Source organism: Peribacillus sp. FSL K6-1552 (assembly GCF_038005205.1).
GTDB classification, from domain to species: Bacteria; Bacillota; Bacilli; order Bacillales; family DSM-1321; genus Peribacillus; species Peribacillus butanolivorans.
In genome coordinates this window covers 4246820-4263374 of sequence record NZ_JBBOST010000001.1, presented here as the reverse complement: position 1 = coordinate 4263374, position 16555 = coordinate 4246820, and the positions used below count along the sequence as shown (strand labels likewise).

Annotated in this window: 16 protein-coding genes and 1 other annotated feature; all 16 genes read left to right on the top strand. The window is 39.2% G+C overall.

Annotation, left to right across the window (positions count from 1 at the left end):
• Positions 1-542 precede the first annotated feature (542 nt).
• Positions 543-716 carry a hypothetical protein gene (locus NST21_RS20490; RefSeq protein WP_162878664.1) on the top strand — a complete coding sequence of 58 codons (174 nt, stop codon included), beginning with the start codon at positions 543-545 and terminating at the stop codon, positions 714-716.
• 179 nt (positions 717-895) lie between these two features.
• Positions 896-1255, top strand: coding sequence for a YidH family protein (locus NST21_RS20485; RefSeq protein WP_053347196.1), 360 nt, complete (start codon positions 896-898; stop codon positions 1253-1255).
• 165 nt (positions 1256-1420) lie between these two features.
• Entirely contained in the window at positions 1421-1951 is a 531-nt protein-coding gene (locus tag NST21_RS20480; protein WP_340890947.1) for a sigma-70 family RNA polymerase sigma factor, read from the top strand.
• 4 nt (positions 1952-1955) lie between these two features.
• Entirely contained in the window at positions 1956-2306 is a 351-nt protein-coding gene (locus tag NST21_RS20475; protein ID WP_340890945.1) for a PadR family transcriptional regulator, read from the top strand.
• Positions 2307-2365: 59 nt separating this feature from the next.
• Entirely contained in the window at positions 2366-2563 is a 198-nt protein-coding gene (locus NST21_RS20470; RefSeq protein ID WP_340890943.1) for a permease prefix domain 1-containing protein, read from the top strand.
• Positions 2564-2720: 157 nt separating this feature from the next.
• Positions 2721-3926 carry an IS200/IS605 family element RNA-guided endonuclease TnpB gene (gene tnpB, locus NST21_RS20465; protein WP_340890941.1) on the top strand — a complete coding sequence of 402 codons (1206 nt, stop codon included), beginning with the start codon at positions 2721-2723 and terminating at the stop codon, positions 3924-3926.
• Between the two features lie 217 nt (positions 3927-4143).
• Positions 4144-4419 carry a GNAT family N-acetyltransferase gene (locus NST21_RS20460; protein WP_053347192.1) on the top strand — a complete coding sequence of 92 codons (276 nt, stop codon included), beginning with the start codon at positions 4144-4146 and terminating at the stop codon, positions 4417-4419.
• 544 nt (positions 4420-4963) lie between these two features.
• Positions 4964-5222, top strand: a binding site (T-box leader).
• A 116-nt stretch (positions 5223-5338) separates the two neighbouring features.
• Positions 5339-7054, top strand: coding sequence for an acetolactate synthase large subunit (gene ilvB / locus NST21_RS20455; RefSeq protein ID WP_340890940.1), 1716 nt, complete (start codon positions 5339-5341; stop codon positions 7052-7054).
• 3 nt (positions 7055-7057) lie between these two features.
• Positions 7058-7570: an acetolactate synthase small subunit gene (gene ilvN, locus NST21_RS20450; RefSeq protein ID WP_053347190.1), complete on the top strand. Its 513-nt coding sequence runs from the start codon at positions 7058-7060 to the stop codon at positions 7568-7570.
• Positions 7571-7681: 111 nt separating this feature from the next.
• On the top strand, positions 7682-8710 hold the full coding sequence (gene ilvC / locus NST21_RS20445; RefSeq protein ID WP_053347189.1) for a ketol-acid reductoisomerase: 1029 nt from the start codon (positions 7682-7684) through the stop codon (positions 8708-8710).
• A complete protein-coding gene (locus tag NST21_RS20440; RefSeq protein WP_053347188.1) occupies positions 8697-10232 on the top strand; it encodes a 2-isopropylmalate synthase in 1536 nt (511 codons plus the stop codon). Before ilvC ends, NST21_RS20440 begins: the two co-directional genes overlap by 14 nt.
• A gap of 15 nt (positions 10233-10247) precedes the next feature.
• Complete coding sequence (gene leuB, locus NST21_RS20435) at positions 10248-11360, top strand: 3-isopropylmalate dehydrogenase (RefSeq protein ID WP_340890939.1); 1113 nt, start codon at positions 10248-10250, stop codon at positions 11358-11360.
• Positions 11361-11429: 69 nt separating this feature from the next.
• A complete protein-coding gene (gene leuC, locus NST21_RS20430; protein ID WP_340890938.1) occupies positions 11430-12839 on the top strand; it encodes a 3-isopropylmalate dehydratase large subunit in 1410 nt (469 codons plus the stop codon).
• Between the two features lie 28 nt (positions 12840-12867).
• Complete coding sequence (leuD, locus tag NST21_RS20425) at positions 12868-13467, top strand: 3-isopropylmalate dehydratase small subunit (RefSeq protein WP_340890937.1); 600 nt, start codon at positions 12868-12870, stop codon at positions 13465-13467.
• 166 nt (positions 13468-13633) lie between these two features.
• Positions 13634-14668, top strand: a complete 1035-nt coding sequence (locus NST21_RS20420) for a tetratricopeptide repeat protein (RefSeq protein WP_340890936.1) — start codon at positions 13634-13636, stop codon at positions 14666-14668.
• 185 nt (positions 14669-14853) lie between these two features.
• Positions 14854-16146 (top strand): trigger factor, encoded by a 1293-nt coding sequence (gene tig / locus NST21_RS20415; RefSeq protein ID WP_201186062.1) that lies wholly within the window; start codon positions 14854-14856, stop codon positions 16144-16146.
• The last annotated feature ends 409 nt before the right edge of the window (positions 16147-16555 follow it).

Genomic DNA, 16555 nt, shown 5'->3' with positions numbered 1-16555 from the left:
CAAGTTGATCTCGCTGAATAGAATTATGTTTCGAAAGCATTGTCATCACTTCAAGTTTTAATACTCCTATATTAAAACAAAAAAGACTGTAGGCAAAAGTGTTTATTTCTAATTGTTAAAACAAAGTTGATTGGAACGGAAGGTGCGAGACTCCTGCGGGAAAAACGTGTCCAAGGGAGACACCACAGGCGCAAAGGCGCCGAGGAGGCTCCCTGACCGCCCGCGGAAAGCGAGTGCCTGGAGTGGAAATCAACGTTTGAATTTTTACAACCCCTCAAAAAAACTGTAGACAAACTCGATTTTCATAGAGTTTGTCTACAGTCTGAAGGAACCAGTTATGGTTCCTTTTTTAGTATAGAGAGATTCTTAGTTCTAGTTTATTTTAAATAAACCCTTTAGAAAGATAATTATAAGCTCGTACTTGTTGTAAATTTTTAAATGGTTTAAGCTATTATTATGGGAATAAGACAGAGTAGTTTTTGCAATAGATGGTGAGACCCTTAGAGGAGCTTCACTAAATAATTAATTTTTAGGAGTTGCGCATGAAAAAATTGGGATGGATTATAACAGGAATAGGGGCTTTTTTCGCACTGGGTGCCTTGCTTTATCCTTTGAATGTTATTGATAAAACACTATGTATTTATTTATTACTTGGTGGTGCGGGGCTTATGTTTGTCGGATCTATGTTTAGAGCCTTTTCGCTCCTTAAGAGATAAAACAATAAATAAAAAGGTTGGTATACCAAGGGGGATTTAGGAATAATCGAGGTCTCTGGTGTATCAGTCTGTTTAAAGTAAAAGGGTATATGATTTTCTTTATTAGCTCCAGTGTCAATGTGAAAAAGCTATCACTGTGATATGATTTAATCATAAAACATTCAAGCTAAGGTGATGATATGGAAAAAAATCAATTAAAGTATGCACAGCAGCATTTGGCCAATGAACGCACCTTTTTGGCATGGATCAGAACGGTGATTGCGATTGTAGGGGTTGGTTTTTTAACCACGAGTTTGCATTTTACGATCGGCAAGTATCGGGACGACCGGATTGATTTGATTAGTATTGTGTTGGGGATGTTTACTTGTACTTTGGGCTTAGTGATTACTGTATTGGCAACTTTCGGTTATTTGCAGAAGAAGCGACAAATTAACGAGGAGACGTTCACACCCTCTAGTGTGCAGGTAATTCTCATTGCGGTCTTTATGGTGATTATGTTATTGATGATTATTTTATATTTTCTTTTTATAAAATTTTAACATTCTGTCCTATCCAGTATAGGGCAGTTTTTTTTGTTTCTTCCTATTATATACTTATCCTTACATAAATATGGAAAGAATCCTTCCATTGATTATAAAGGGTAAATTAAGAAAACTTTAACCTGTTGACAATCGTCTATAAATTAGAAAGAAAGGAAGAGGGTTATGGAGGAGTTATTTACAGAATATCTGGAGGCTGGTGAAGAAGATATATGGTTGGATGAGATTACGACTGTATACGGTCAGGATATTCTTCAGCTTGTGTACTCATATGTGAAAAATCTCACTGTTGCCGAAGATTTAACGCAGGAGATTTTTGTGAAGTGTTATAAAGCATTGCCTACATATAAGAAGCAATCAAAGTTGAGAACATGGCTATGGAAGATTGCCATAAATCACTGTAAGGATTATTTGAAAAGCTGGTACCATCGGAACATCGAATATACCGTGGATGAGCGGGTGGAGCCACAGGCAACAGTGAGTGTGGAAGAAACTATTCTTAAGCTTGATGAGGATCAAATGCTTTCCCATACCGTGATGAATCTGCCGATAAAATACAGGGAAGTGATTTATTTATTTTATTTTCAAGAGTTATCGATAAAAGAAATTTCTGAAATGACGGGAATCAGCCAAGGTACAATAAAAACCCGGATGCGGAGGGCGAAAGCGATGCTAAAAGAGAAGCTGGAGGGGTAAAACGATGGAAGATAAATTGAATCAGCTCAAACGTGCAATGAAAAGAACTGTTTTTGCTGATGTAAAGTTTACTGACAAACAAAAGACGGCTATTAAACAGCGACTTGTTCAGGCAAAGGAAAGTGATGAGGAAGTAATGATCGCCATTTTTCGAATTCTCCAGGAGGAACAAAGCGGTTATCAGATTATGTCATCCTTAATAAGGCGGGGCATTGAAAAATTCACCGAGCAGGAGGGAATTTTGTATATGCTGCATGACTTGGAACAGAGGGGTTTCATTGAGGTCAAATGGGAACAGACGGAGAAGAAATCATACCGCCTTAGTAATAAAGGGCGCCGAATGCTAGCAAAGTAAGAATCTAAACAAAATGCAGGCTCTTACATCTTACAAACGGTTTTAGAGGGGTGAAAATGGTGAAAAAAGAACAATTTCTTTATGAAGTAAAACAGTTCATCCGTTCCAAAGAGGCGAAGCGATTCGTAACAGCGGAATTAGAATTCCATCTGAAGCAGTCAACTGAGGCTCTAAAGAAACAAGGATACACAGAAGAAGAGGCCGAAGTGAAGGCCGTTCAACAGATGGGAAGCCCGATTACAATCGGCCAAAAGTAGACTGGCGTTTGACAGCTTTATTTTTATCATTTCCCGCCAGAAGACTCCCTCTTCAAGTGTGTGAAGGGCGAGATGAATGGCTGTTGGCATAAGCTAAAGTGATCTTTTGACAAACGTATGTTCTCTGGTTAATAATAACTATAAGGGGGTGAAATCAATGGTCGTAAACAAAGCTTATAAATTTCGAATCTATCCAACTAAAGAACAACTAGTTCTAATCAATAAAACGATCGGCTGCTCCCGTTTTGTCTATAACTTCTTTTTAGGCAAACAAAAGGAGAAAGATGCCTACTGGTATATCTGTGAAGAAATGAAGCAGAACGGCCAATTACCCTCTAATGAATGGAAAGGTTCTTTTCTGAATAAATACGCAACAATCAAAGAACTTCCAGCTTTAAAGAAAGAGTATTCTTTCCTGAAAGAAGTAGACAGTATTGCCTTACAGAAATCGGTGGAAAATTTAGCAGATTCCTATAGTCGATATTATAAAAAGCAAAACAAGTCACCACGCTTCAAATCGAAAAAGAATCCTATCCAGTCCTATACGACTAAACATACGAATGGGAATATTGGAATTGTTGGAAACAAAATCAAATTGCCAAAACTCGGTCTAGTTCGTTTTGCTAAAAGCCGCGAAGTCGAAGGGCGAATCATCAATGCCACAATCAGGCGGAACCCTTCGGGTAAATATTTCATTTCCGTTTTAGCCGAAACCAATGTACAAGTACTTCCTAAAACGAATCGTTCGTGCGGTGTAGATGTTGGTTTGAAGAACTTTGCTATTCTTTCAGATGGTACGGTCTATCAAAACCCAAAATTCTTCCGGACGGTCGAAAAGAAATTGACCAAAGCACAACGGATTCTTTCAAGGCGACAAGAAATAGCCTTGAATCAAAATAAACCATTGGCTGAAGCCAAAAACTATCAAAAACAAAAACGAAAAGTGGCTATCCTACACGAAAAAATTTCAAATGCCCGAATGGATTACTTACATAAAGTTTCTACCGAAATCATCAAAAACCACGATGTTATTGGAATGGAAGACTTGCAAGTGTCGAATATGATGAAAAATCACAAACTAGCTAAAGCTATTAGTGAAGTATCTTGGTACCAATTCAAAAAAATGTTGGAATACAAAGCAAAATGGTATGGTAAACAAATCGTGACCGTATCTAAAACGTTTGCTTCTAGCCAATTGTGTTCTAGCTGCGGTTACCAAAATAAAGACGTTAAACATCTGAATCTTCGTGAATGGGATTGTCCTTTTTGTTCTACTCACCACGATCGAGATATTAACGCAGGACTCAATCTAATGAATGAAGCCATAAGGCTTCTAACCGTAGGAACTACGGGAGTAGCCTAATTAAAAATTGGCCGATAGGCTAATATTCTTAGGAATCCCCCACTTCAATCAGACCGTAAGGTCGATAAGTGGTGGGTAGTTCAATTTCGGTATTGTGTTAAGTGTTTATCGAAAAAAAGATGTAATTTGCACGGTTCAATCTTAATTTAGTTTTAAATATTTGTTTAATTTTCATTTTGTGAGATATGATAAAGGGATATAAAAGGAGGTCATCAAAATGGTGGATATCCAAAAAGGTGAAGGTTCTTTTTTTGTCGCGGAATCTGGCGAGAAATTGGCGGAAATTACGTTCTATAAATCAGGTGATAATGAAATCACGGTGGACCATACTGTTGTGTCTGACAAGCTTCGCGGGCAGAAGGTAGGTAATTCTCTTGTTGAAAAGGTGATTGAGTTTGCACGTGAAGAAAAACTAAAAGTCGTTCCGGTATGTACATTCGTTCAAAAACAATTTGAAAAAAATGCCGATTACGAGGATGTTTTAGCCAAATAATTAAAGGGCTGATACGAGGAGGATGAACATGATTATTCATCCATTATCCTATGTATTCAGCCTTTTTCTATGTATTTATACTAATAAATTAAAAACAGATGTTATGATGTGAAATTTGATTTTATGCTGTCTTCCGTATGAGATGTAAGTATTTATATATCAGATTTTTTAGTTCGTTCATTTTGGGTAAAACAAAAAAAGCAGTAATCGCCTTTCGGAAAAAACATAATTTACAGGAAGAAGGGATATTGGGTAAAACTTGCGGAATAAGTTATTTGCTTTTATGAAGGTCCTTGAGAAAAATCTTTAAATTGATTTGTAATTTGAAAATATAGAATATTTAACATTTTTTAAAATAAATAAATACAATTTATTTATTTAGAGAATGGGATAATAGTAGGTATGTAAGCGTATACAGTAAAACTTGCAATTTAGAATTATCAAAAAATTCTTTAAAAACCTGTTGACTAGTACCCGAAATACGCGTAAGATAATCACAAATACAAGACATCAAACATAAGCGTTTCTAAAAATATGAATTATGCGAAAAGCATTGAAGAGGATAAGTAGTCTTTTTACAAGGCATTCACAGAGAGCCGGGTTGCTGAGAACCGGTATTGTCCCGAAAGATGAACTCACCTTGGAGTTTCGGCTTGAACGTCAGACTAGTAGAGCTGAACGGGTGCGTACCAGTACCCGTTACCAAAACAGAGAATAGTGTAGACTATTCAAAGTGCGCATGGAAGTTCGTGCGAAAAAGGGTGGTACCGTGGAGTGGCTTATCAAGCCTTTTCACCCCTTTAACTTGCAGAGTGCAAGTACATTTGGGGTGGGAAGGCTTTTTTGTATGCTAAAAAAGCAGAAAATTCCGAATTTTAAGAAAAAATATCGAGTGAGAAAGTGGAGGAGGTCTTTACGTATGACACAAAAAGCAGTAGTGGCTGATCGGAAAGGTGGAAAGACACAATATAGCGGTGCTGAATTCCTGATGGATGCATTGAAAAAGGAAAATGTTGAAGTCATTTTTGGTTATCCGGGTGGTTCTGTATTGCCGATTTATGACAAGCTATACAGTTCAGAGCTTTTTCATATTTTGACAAGACATGAGCAAGGCGCAATCCATGCAGCAGAAGGATACGCCAGGATTACCGGCAAGCCGGGAGTGGTCATAGTCACATCCGGTCCAGGAGCAACAAACATTGTTACCGGTTTAGCGGATGCAATGATTGACTCTTTACCACTTGTTGTTATTTCAGGTCAGGTTGCTACTAGTGTAATTGGTACAGATGCTTTCCAAGAAGCTGATGTACTAGGGATTACAACCCCAATTACAAAACACAACTATCAAGTAAGAAAGCCGGAAGACCTCCCACGTATTATAAAAGAAGCTTTTTATATCGCTTCAAGCGGCCGACCGGGTCCCGTTTTGATCGATATTCCGAAAGATATGGCCATTTTAGAAGGAGTATCAACGGATGATGAGCCTGTAATGGATCTCCCTGGTTATCAGCCGACGACGAAGCCAAATTATTTGCAAATTAGAAAGCTCGTTGAAGCGGTAAGTGGAGCGAAAAGACCGGTCATTCTTGCTGGGGCAGGTGTCCTGCATGCAAAGGCATCCCATCTATTAAAGGAATACGTCGAGCAGCAAGGGATTCCAGTTGTTCACACTCTACTTGGTCTTGGCGGCTTTCCGGCTGACCATCCGCTTTTTATCGGAATGGGCGGTATGCATGGCTGTTTTGCAGCAAATATGGCGTTATCAAAATGTGATCTATTAATCAATATCGGTGCCAGATTCGATGACCGATTGACTGGGAATTTAGCAAAATTCGCACAGAATGCAACGGTTGCCCATATCGATATTGATCCAGCAGAAATCGGTAAAAATGTACCAACAAAGATTCCGGTAGTCGGCAGTGCGAAAGAAGCCCTAACCGAGTTGATTGGGCAAAGTGGTAAAATGCCGGATATTAAAGAATGGACCACACAGCTGACTAAATGGAATGAAGAATTCCCATTGCGTTATACACAGGAAGAAGGCGTGCTGAAACCTCAGCGAGTCATCCAAATGCTTCATGAAAAAACGAGTGGAGAAGCCATTGTTACAACGGATGTTGGACAGCATCAAATGTGGGCAGCGCAATACTATCCGTTTAACAAACCAAATTCTTGGGTCACTTCCGGGGGACTTGGCACGATGGGCTTTGGATTACCTTCCGCACTCGGAGCGCAAATAGCAGATCCGAAAGCGACAGTACTTTCAATATCCGGAGATGGTGGCTTCCAGATGTGCCTTCAGGAACTTTCGGTTATTGCTGAAATGAATCTACCAATCAAAATTATCATCGTCAATAATGGAGCACTTGGAATGGTAAGACAATGGCAGGAACTCTTTCATGATAACCGTTTTTCACACAGCATTTTCCAATCTCACCCTGATTTCGTGAAATTGGCTGATGCATATGGAATTCCGGGATTCAAAGTAACTACGGAAGAAGAAGCAAGCAACTGCCTCGATGAAGCGCTAGCAATTGATGGACCGGTATTAATTGATTTCCGTGTTAAACAAAAAGAAAATGTCTTTCCGATGGTAGCGCAAGGAAAAGGGCTTGATGAAATGGAAGGAGTTTAATCAATGAAGGGAATTCTTAGCCTCACCGTGAACAACAGGCCAGGCGTCCTTAATAGGATTACGAATCTGTTCACAAAAAGAAACTATAACATTGAAAGCATGACTGTCGGACCATCCGAACAGGAAGGTATATCAAGGATGACCTTCGTGGTCGATGTTGATGACGAAAACGTCATTGAACAAATCACAAAGCAATTAAACAAGCAGATTGATGTTTTAAAAGTATATGATATTACGAATCAATCGATTGTGGCCAGGGAGCTGGCACTCATTAAAATATTAGTGAGTACCCAGACCCGTGCTGAAATTTATTCAGTCATTGAACCTTTCCGAGCATCTGTAATAGATGTGAGTAAAGATAGTCTGACGGTTCAAATCACTGGGGAGTCAGACAAAATTGAAGCTTTTATTGAACTAATCAAACCTTATGGAATCAAGGAATTGGCAAGAACAGGGACAGCTGCATTCCCACGTGGAATGCAATTAGCACATGCAAAAAGTGCAACAATCGTTTAAAGACTAAAGACTAAAGACTAAAGACTAAAGACTAAAGACTAAAGACTAAAGACTAAAAACTAAAAACAAAAACAAAAAACTAATGGATAAGAAAAGGGAGATGTAATTATTATGGCAAAAGTATATTATAACGCAGAAGCAAACGAGAATTTCTTCAACAATAAAAAGGTAGCAGTTATCGGATACGGTTCACAAGGACACGCACACGCACAAAACCTACGTGACAGCGGCGTTGAAGTAATCATCGGAATCAGAAAAGGTAAATCCTTCGATAAAGCTGTAGAAGACGGATTCAATGTATACACAGTTAAAGAAGCAGCTGAACAAGCGGATGTTATCATGAATCTATTACCGGATGAAACTCAACCAAAAGTATACCAAGAAGAAATTAAACCAGTATTGCGTGCAGGCCAAGCGTTAATGTTCGCACACGGATTCAACGTTCATTTCAATCAAATCGTTCCGCCAGCAGACGTAGATGTGTTATTGGTAGCTCCAAAAGGTCCTGGACATCTTGTTCGCCGCACATATGAACAAGGAGCAGGTGTACCAGCATTGTTTGCCATCTATCAAGACGTTACAGGGGAAGCAAGAGAATTAGCACTTGCTTACGCTAGAGGAATCGGTTCATTAAGAGCTGGTGGCTTGGAAACAACATTCCAAGAAGAAACAGAAACAGATCTATTCGGAGAGCAAGCAGTTCTTTGCGGCGGCTTAACTGCCCTTGTAAAAGCCGGTTTCGAAACCTTGACAGAAGCTGGATACCAACCGGAAGTTGCATACTTTGAGTGTTTACATGAACTTAAATTAATCATCGACCTTATGTATGAAGGCGGAATGGAAAACATGCGCTATTCCATTTCTGATACAGCACAATGGGGAGATTTCGTTTCTGGACCACGCGTTGTAACAGAAACTACTAAAGAAGCAATGAAAGCTATTTTGAAAGACATCCAAGACGGTGAGTTCGCTAAAGGATGGATTTTGGAAAACCAAGCAAATCGTCCAGTCTTCAATGCTATCAATAATCGTGAAAACCAACATCAAATCGAAGTAGTTGGTCGTGAGTTAAGAAAAATGATGCCATTTGTAAAACCTCAACAAAAAGAGAAAGAAGTGGTAGCCGTTGCGAAAAATTAATATATTTGAAACTACACTTCGAGATGGGGAGCAATCCGCTGGTGTAAATTTAAACTTTACAGAAAAGCTTGAAATTGCTTATCAGTTAGAAAGATTGGGTGTAGATATTATCGAAGCCGGTTTTCCGGCAGCATCCAAAGGAGATTTCAACTCGGTTCAGGAAATCGCGCGCAAAATCAGAAACAGCTCTGTTACAGGGCTGGCGCGCGCTGTAAAAGGAGATATTGATGCAGCTTGGGAATCATTAAGAGTCGGGGCAGAACCAAGATTGCATACGTTCATCGCAACTTCTCCCATTCACCGTGAATATAAGCTGAAAATGTCAAAAGAACAAGTGATTGAACAATCGATTGCGATGGTTAAGTACGGGGCAGAACGTTTTCCTATCGTACAATGGTCTGCAGAAGATGCGAGCCGTACAGAACTTGACTATTTGGCTGAAATCGTCGAAGCGGTCATTCAAGCGGGTGCAAAGGTTATTAATATTCCGGATACAGTAGGCTATGCTGCTCCAATCGAATACGGCAACATTTTCCGTTACCTACGTGAAAACGTTCCTTCTATTGATAAGGTGAGTTTATCTGCACACTGCCATGACGACCTTGGAATGGCAACAGCTAACTCCTTGGCTGCCATCGAAGGCGGAGCAACACAAGTTGAAGGTACAATCAACGGCATTGGAGAGCGTGCTGGTAACGTGGCACTCGAAGAAGTAGCAATGGCTCTCTACATTCGTAAAGATTTCTATCAAGCAGAAACGGGCCTTGTCTTAAATGAAATTAAAAGATCCAGTGATTTGGTCAGCCGTCTAACGGGGATGCAGGTTCCAGCTAATAAAGCCATAATTGGTGCCAATGCTTACGCGCATGAATCGGGTATTCACCAAGATGGTATGTTAAAAGAAAAAACAACGTATGAAATCATTTCACCGGAACTTGTCGGCGTTGCATCAAATTCACTCGTTTTAGGTAAACATTCCGGACGACATGCTTTCAAAGAAAGATTGCAAGAGTTGAATTTTTCGGTAACTGATGAAGAAATGAACTCTTTATTCGTTCAGTTCAAGGAATTGGCTGATAACAAAAAGACAATGACGGATGAAGATATCGTGGCACTAGTGCTTGAAGAAAAAGCGACAGATATCAGTTTTTACGACCTGGTTTCTTTCCAGATTTCTCACGGTACACATCAGGTTGCGACAGCAACTGTTACGCTGAAAAAAGGCGATAACGAAGAAATTCAGGAAGCGGCAACTGGTGCAGGAAGTGTTGAAGCGCTTTATAACACGCTTGAAAGATGTTTGGGTAGCGAGATTAACTTGAAAGACTATCGGATTCAATCTGTAGGTGGCGGAATGGATGCCCTTGCACAGGTTTTTGTGAAAATCGATTTTAACGGTGTGGAAACGAGCGGACGTGGTCTCGATCAAGACGTTTTGGAAGCATCTGCTAAAGCATATTTGAACGCGGTGAACCGTGTGATCATCATGAAGGAATTAGAAGAAAAAGCAGTATTACAATAGAAAGGGGAGATTTCGATGAAAAGGAATATTGTGGTGCTTCAAGGAGATGGCATCGGGAAAGAAGTAACAAGAGGCGCTGTAGAAATTCTCGAAGCCGTTGCCCAAAGATATGGTCACGATTTTGAATTTCAATATGGTGAAATTGGTGGCGGGGCAATCGACAACACTGGATCGCCCCTGCCGGATGAAACAGTAGAGATTTGTAAAAACAGCGATGCGGTATTATTAGGTGCCGTTGGGGGACCGAAGTGGGATAATCAACCTGCGCACCTAAGACCGGAACGAGGATTATTAAAAATTCGAAAAGATTTGAATCTCTATGCTAACATTCGACCAATCAGCTATTATTCCAGCTTATCGGAATCTTCACCTCTTAAAAAGGAATTCATTGAAGATGTGGATTTTGTTATTGTCCGAGAACTAACGGGCGGCCTTTATTTCGGAAAGCCGAGTGAACGGGTAGAAAGAGAAGGAAAAGAAGCGGTTGTCGATACTCTTTTCTATCAAAAAATCGAAATGCAGCGCATCATTGAACTTGCGTTTAAATTAGCATCTGATCGAAAGAAAAAAGTAACATCTGTTGATAAAGCCAATGTGCTTGAATCCAGCCGGATGTGGCGTGAAACGGCTGAAGAAATTGCAAAGGATTATCCGGATGTAGAGCTTGAACATATGCTTGTGGATAATGCAGCCATGCAACTTATTAAAAATCCAAAACAATTTGATATTGTCGTAACAGAGAATATGTTTGGCGATATTTTAAGCGATGAAGCGTCCGTATTAACTGGTTCGCTTGGAATGCTTCCTTCCGCCTCAATATCTACTCAAGGGCCGAATTTATATGAACCAATTCATGGCTCTGCACCTGATATTGCAGGCAAAAATTTAGCTAATCCTATCGGAACTATTTTATCGGCGGCATCGATGCTGCGCTTATCCTTTGGCTTGGAAAATGAGGCAAATGCTGTTGAGCAAGCTGTGGAAACCGTACTCGATTATGGGTTAAGAACAGGTGATATTGCAAATGGGCAATCAAACATTACTTCTACTTCAGAAATGATTGCCGAAATAAAAGCGAATCTTTTAGACCAGGAAGCTATTTCCAACATCATGGGAGCTTATGCATAAACTTCTTTCACGGCCTAACATTAGGCCGTGTTTTTTAAAAAAATATAAAATTAATCGAGGTGGATACAGATGGGCAAGTCGATAATAGAAAAAATATGGGATCGGCATATTGTAAATGAAGAGGAAAATAAACCGGATTTATTGTATATAGACCTTCAATATATTCATGAAGTAACCTCTCCTCAAGCGTTTGAAGGATTGAGATTAAAAGGGCGTAAAGTTAGAAGACCGGATCGTACATTCGCCACAATGGATCATAATGTGCCAACTGTTAATCGCTATTTCATCGAGGATGATATTGCAAGAAAACAGTTAGAAGCACTTGACCAAAACTGTAAGGAGTTTGGCATCCGCCTTGCTGATTTAGACAGTCCGGAACAAGGAATCGTTCACGTTATTGGTCCTGAATTAGGTCTTACACAGCCGGGGATGACGATTGTTTGTGGTGACAGTCATACCTCTACACATGGCGCATTCGGATCGATTGCGTTTGGCATAGGAACAAGTGAGGTCGAACACGTTTTGGCTACACAAACTCTATGGCAAACAAAACCAAAAACATTAAAGCTTGAGGTTAATGGAAAGCTTGGTCAAGGTGTTATGGCGAAAGATGTCATTTTATATGTGATTTCTAAATTCGGTGTCGATTTTGGTACTGGACATATCATTGAATACTGTGGCGAAGTATTCAGAGATATGTCAATGGAAGAAAGAATGACGGTATGTAATATGTCGATTGAAGGCGGAGCAAGAGCGGGGCTTGTGGCTCCTGATGAAACAACATTCTCTTATTTAAAAGGTCGTAAATATGTGCCAAAAGGAGTGGAATTTGAACAATATGTTCAGGATTGGAAGTCGCTTGCCAGTGATGAAGATGCGGTCTATGACCAGGAAATAAATCTTGAGGGCAGCCTAATTTCGCCGATGGTCAGCTGGGGAACAAACCCAGGAATGGCGAGTGGAGTTGACGGTAATGTGCCGACCTTTGCTGAAGATATAATCGATTCAAAAGAACTGAATCGTGCTCTGGAGTATATGGGTCTTGAAGAAGGTATGCCAATAACGAATATTCCTGTTCAGCATGTATTCATTGGATCTTGTACAAATTCCCGCATTGAGGACTTGCGACAAGCAGCAGAAATGATAGATGGTCAGACTGTTCAAAAAGGTGTTCGAGCGATGGTCGTACCAGGTTCACAAAGTGTTAAAAGACAAGCGGAAGATGAAGGTTTGGATGAAATTTTCAAATCCGCAGGCTTTGAGTGGCGTGAATCAGGATGCAGCATGTGCTTAAGTATGAATCCGGATGCCGTTCCATCTGGTGAGCACTGTGCATCCACTAGTAATCGGAACTTTGAAGGACGTCAAGGTGCTGGAGCAAGGACTCACTTAGTTAGCCCGGCAATGGCTGCAGCAGCGGCCATTTATGGGAAATTTGTCGATATTAGAAACTTGAAAAAAGCTGAACAAGTTCATTAAGAATACGAATTAGCTGGAGGTGCAGAGAATGGAACCCATTACTATATATAAAGGAAGAGCCGCGGCACTTGACCGTAAAAACGTGGATACAGATCAAATCATTCCAAAGCAATTTCTAAAACGAATCGAGCGAAGCGGATTTGGTGAATTTTTATTCTATAACTGGCGTTTTGATGAGGATGGAAAGGAACGGCCCGATTTTGAATTAAATCAGCCTCATAATCAAAACACGTCCATTTTAATTGCAGGTGAAAATTTCGGTTGTGGTTCTTCACGTGAGCATGCTCCATGGTCGTTGAAAGATTACGGATTTGATATTGTCATCGCACCGTCTTTTGCTGATATTTTTAAAAGTAACTGCATGAAAAATGGGATGGTTCCTATTGCTTTAATGCAGGATGAAGTTAAGTATTTAATGGAGAGAGTGTCAGCGCCTGACTATGAGTTGACGATTGATCTGCCTAATCAAACATTGATAGATGGTCAAGGGTTTGAAGCAAGCTTTGAGATTCATCCATATTGGAAGGAAATGCTAGTCAAAGGCTGGGATGAAATTTCTATTACACTTCAATATGATGAAGAGATTTCTGCTTATGAACAACAAAAAAAGGTTGTTTCTAGTATTTAATTGTAGAACAAATCTCCCGTTCTTTCTTTCTTATTTGAAAGGGGCCGGGATTTTTTTTGTAAAGAAAAAAAGGTGGAAAGTGTTCATTCACCCTTATAATTTTTGTATTTCATACTATTACATGCTAAACTGTTTTTCAAAAAGCGACGGTGAGGCGGAAAATAGGATGGATAATAAGAACAACCAAAAGAAAGCTGAAGAGGCCAAGATTATCTCCTTTCCAAATCTCGGTGAAAGGTTGATAGTAAAAGGGTTAGATGAGCTCGGGAACAGAAACTTTAGAGATGCTGCACTGCTCTTTAGCCAAGCTCGGGAGTTTGAGCCCGAAAATGATGAAGTTTGTATGGGACTTGTGGTCTCACTTGTTGAACTTGAGTATTATGAGGAGTCAAAAGAGTTGTGCCAAGAGATGCTGAACAAAGGCATCGGTGATTATTTTCAACTCATCAATATCTATTTAATGGTGCTTTTACAATTAAGCGAGCATCAGGAAATGGTTACGACTATTGAAATGCTATTTGAAGAAAATCAAATACCATTTGATAAAGAGGAACATTTTGAAAAGATGCTTCAGTTCAGTAAAAGGGCTCTTGAAGATAAAAAAGAGGAAGCGGACAGGCAAAAACAGCAGCTTGCAGAGGAATTAAAAGAGGATGAGCTGTTTGAAGGGAAAACGGATAATGAAATGTTCTTAGTTATTTCAAAACTGACGAATATAAATATTCGACCATTTATCCCTCAAATCGAACAATTTCTACAAGAAGAACAAGGCCATCCGTTTTTTAAAACGATGCTCCTTAACATCCTTGCCGACCAGGAATATAACGAAGAAGTAACACTTAAGAAATTCTCTAAAGCAAAGTCCGTAATTCCAAATGAATTAGCAGGCTTGAAGGAGACGGAGTTTTATAAGAAGGTTACCAGTCTTACAGAAGCGGAAATCAGTCAGAAAAACCCAAGCTTATTTGAAATGGTGCATAGTTTAATCGAGCGGCATTCCTTTTTATTATATCCGTTTGAACCGGAACCAGAAAGCCTGCCAGTATGGGCGGCTGCCTATCATGCATTAGCAGAAGAATACATGGCAGGAGAAAATATCAGCGGGAAGATAGCGGACATTTACTTGGCCGATGAGGAAGCAGTTGAGGATATTCTATCCTATATTAAAGAAATCGAGGAAATTTCTTATCCCATTATTTAACCTATAGCTGTTGTAACCGATTAATCCTGTGGTATAATGTAGTGGTTGTAATGTATAATCGTCTAATTTTGACGATTTCCCAATAATTTTTTTGGGTATTTTTGAAGGATGACTTGTTAACACTTGCAAAGCATATTCATCCAATGCTTATTATTGAAGTATATAGATTTTTTGGAGGGAAACACATGTCTGTAAAATGGGAAAAACAAGAAGGTAATCAAGGCGTATTAACAATCGAAGTTGACGCTGCAAAAGTAAACGAAGGTTTAGACGCAGCTTTCAAAAAAGTAGTAAAACAAGTAAACGTACCTGGCTTCCGTAAAGGTAAAATGCCACGTCAAATGTTCGAAAAAAAATTCGGCGTAGAATCTCTTTACCAAGATGCGCTTGATATTATTCTTCCAGATGCTTATGCAAATGCTGTCGAAGAAGCTGGAATTCAGCCTGTAGATCGTCCAGAAATCGACATCGAGAAAATGGAAAAAGGCGAAAACTTAATTTTCACTGCAACTGTAACAGTTAAGCCTGAAGTTAAATTAGGAGATTACAAAGGTGTTGAAGTTGAAAAATTCAATACTGAAGTAACTGACGAAGATGTTGAAAATGAATTAAAAACTTTGCAAGAGCGTCAAGCTGAGCTTGTTGTTAAAGAAGAAGGACAAGCTGCTGAAGGCGATACAGTTGTTCTTGACTTCGAAGGATTCGTTGATGGTGAAGCATTTGAAGGTGGAGCTTCTGAAAACCATTCATTAGAAATCGGTTCTAACTCTTTCATTCCTGGTTTTGAAGAACAACTAGTTGGTCTTGAAACTGGCGCTGAAAAAGATATCGAAGTAACATTCCCAGAAGAATACCATGCTGCTGAACTTGCAGGTAAACCAGCTGTATTCAAAGTGAAAATTCACGAAATCAAAACAAAACAACTTCCTGAGTTGGATGATGAGTTCGCGAAAGATGTTGACGACGAAGTTGAAACATTAGCTGAACTTAAAGAGAAAACAAAACATAAATTAGAGCATGACAAAAAACACGAAGAAGAAAACTTCGTACAAAACACTGTAATTGGTAAAGCTGTTGAAGGTGCAGAAATGGACGTTCCTGAAGCAATGATTTCAAACGAAGTAGACCGCATGATGAATGAGTTTTCTCAACGCATTCAATCACAAGGACTAAACTTGGATCTTTACTACCAATTCTCAGGTCAAGACGAAGAAGCTTTAAAAGCACAAATGAAAGAAGAAGCTGAAGGACAAGTTCGTACAAGCCTAACTCTTGAAGCAATTGCTGAAGCTGAAAAACTTGAAGCAACTGACGAAGATGTAGAAGCTGAACTTGGTCAAATGGCTGAAATGTACAAAATGGAAGTAGAAGCAATCAAACAAGCTCTTGGAAACTTAGATGGAATTAAAGGCGATCTTAAAATTAAGAAAGCAATTGACTTCTTGGTTGAAAACAGCAAAACAGTTGAAGCAAAATAATTTTAATAAGTAAGTAGATTTTAATATTTTCTTCAAAAAAACAAGGCGCGAGTAATCGTGCCTTGTTTTATACATATTGAGAATTTGTGGAAATTTGAAATTATCAGTTATTTCCTGATTGATTTTTTTTGGATTTCAGTGTAGATTAGTTCTAATACCGCATATACATATTTATACAACAAATCCTTATTTTAAAAATCAAAAGTTTTGGGCATACTGGTAAAGGGCAAATACATATTGATTGAATTTATTGTACTTAATGAACAACTCGCAAGCGTGAGCATTATTGTTACTAAACTTCCAAGAAACATGATAAAATGCAAAACATACTAGGAGTTTTGGAATGCTTTAGTAGATGTGTGTCTTTTTTTATTAGGAATTAGATACCGCTACTGTAATAGAGTTGGAA

Excerpts from the sequence above, each read along its gene's own strand:
- tnpB (WP_340890941.1), top strand. The coding sequence starts at position 2,721 with ATGGTCGTAAACAAAGCTTATAAATTTCGAATCTATCCAACTAAAGAA.
- ilvC (WP_053347189.1), top strand. The coding sequence starts at position 7,682 with ATGGCAAAAGTATATTATAACGCAGAAGCAAACGAGAATTTCTTCAAC.
- tig (WP_201186062.1), top strand. The coding sequence starts at position 14,854 with ATGTCTGTAAAATGGGAAAAACAAGAAGGTAATCAAGGCGTATTAACA.
- NST21_RS20480 (WP_340890947.1), top strand. The coding sequence starts at position 1,421 with ATGGAGGAGTTATTTACAGAATATCTGGAGGCTGGTGAAGAAGATATA.
- NST21_RS20460 (WP_053347192.1), top strand. The coding sequence starts at position 4,144 with ATGGTGGATATCCAAAAAGGTGAAGGTTCTTTTTTTGTCGCGGAATCT.
- NST21_RS20485 (WP_053347196.1), top strand. The coding sequence starts at position 896 with ATGGAAAAAAATCAATTAAAGTATGCACAGCAGCATTTGGCCAATGAA.
- leuC (WP_340890938.1), top strand. The coding sequence starts at position 11,430 with ATGGGCAAGTCGATAATAGAAAAAATATGGGATCGGCATATTGTAAAT.
- NST21_RS20420 (WP_340890936.1), top strand. The coding sequence starts at position 13,634 with ATGGATAATAAGAACAACCAAAAGAAAGCTGAAGAGGCCAAGATTATC.
- leuB (WP_340890939.1), top strand. The coding sequence starts at position 10,248 with ATGAAAAGGAATATTGTGGTGCTTCAAGGAGATGGCATCGGGAAAGAA.
- ilvB (WP_340890940.1), top strand. The coding sequence starts at position 5,339 with ATGACACAAAAAGCAGTAGTGGCTGATCGGAAAGGTGGAAAGACACAA.
- ilvN (WP_053347190.1), top strand. The coding sequence starts at position 7,058 with ATGAAGGGAATTCTTAGCCTCACCGTGAACAACAGGCCAGGCGTCCTT.
- NST21_RS20475 (WP_340890945.1), top strand. The coding sequence starts at position 1,956 with ATGGAAGATAAATTGAATCAGCTCAAACGTGCAATGAAAAGAACTGTT.
- NST21_RS20490 (WP_162878664.1), top strand. The coding sequence starts at position 543 with ATGAAAAAATTGGGATGGATTATAACAGGAATAGGGGCTTTTTTCGCA.
- leuD (WP_340890937.1), top strand. The coding sequence starts at position 12,868 with ATGGAACCCATTACTATATATAAAGGAAGAGCCGCGGCACTTGACCGT.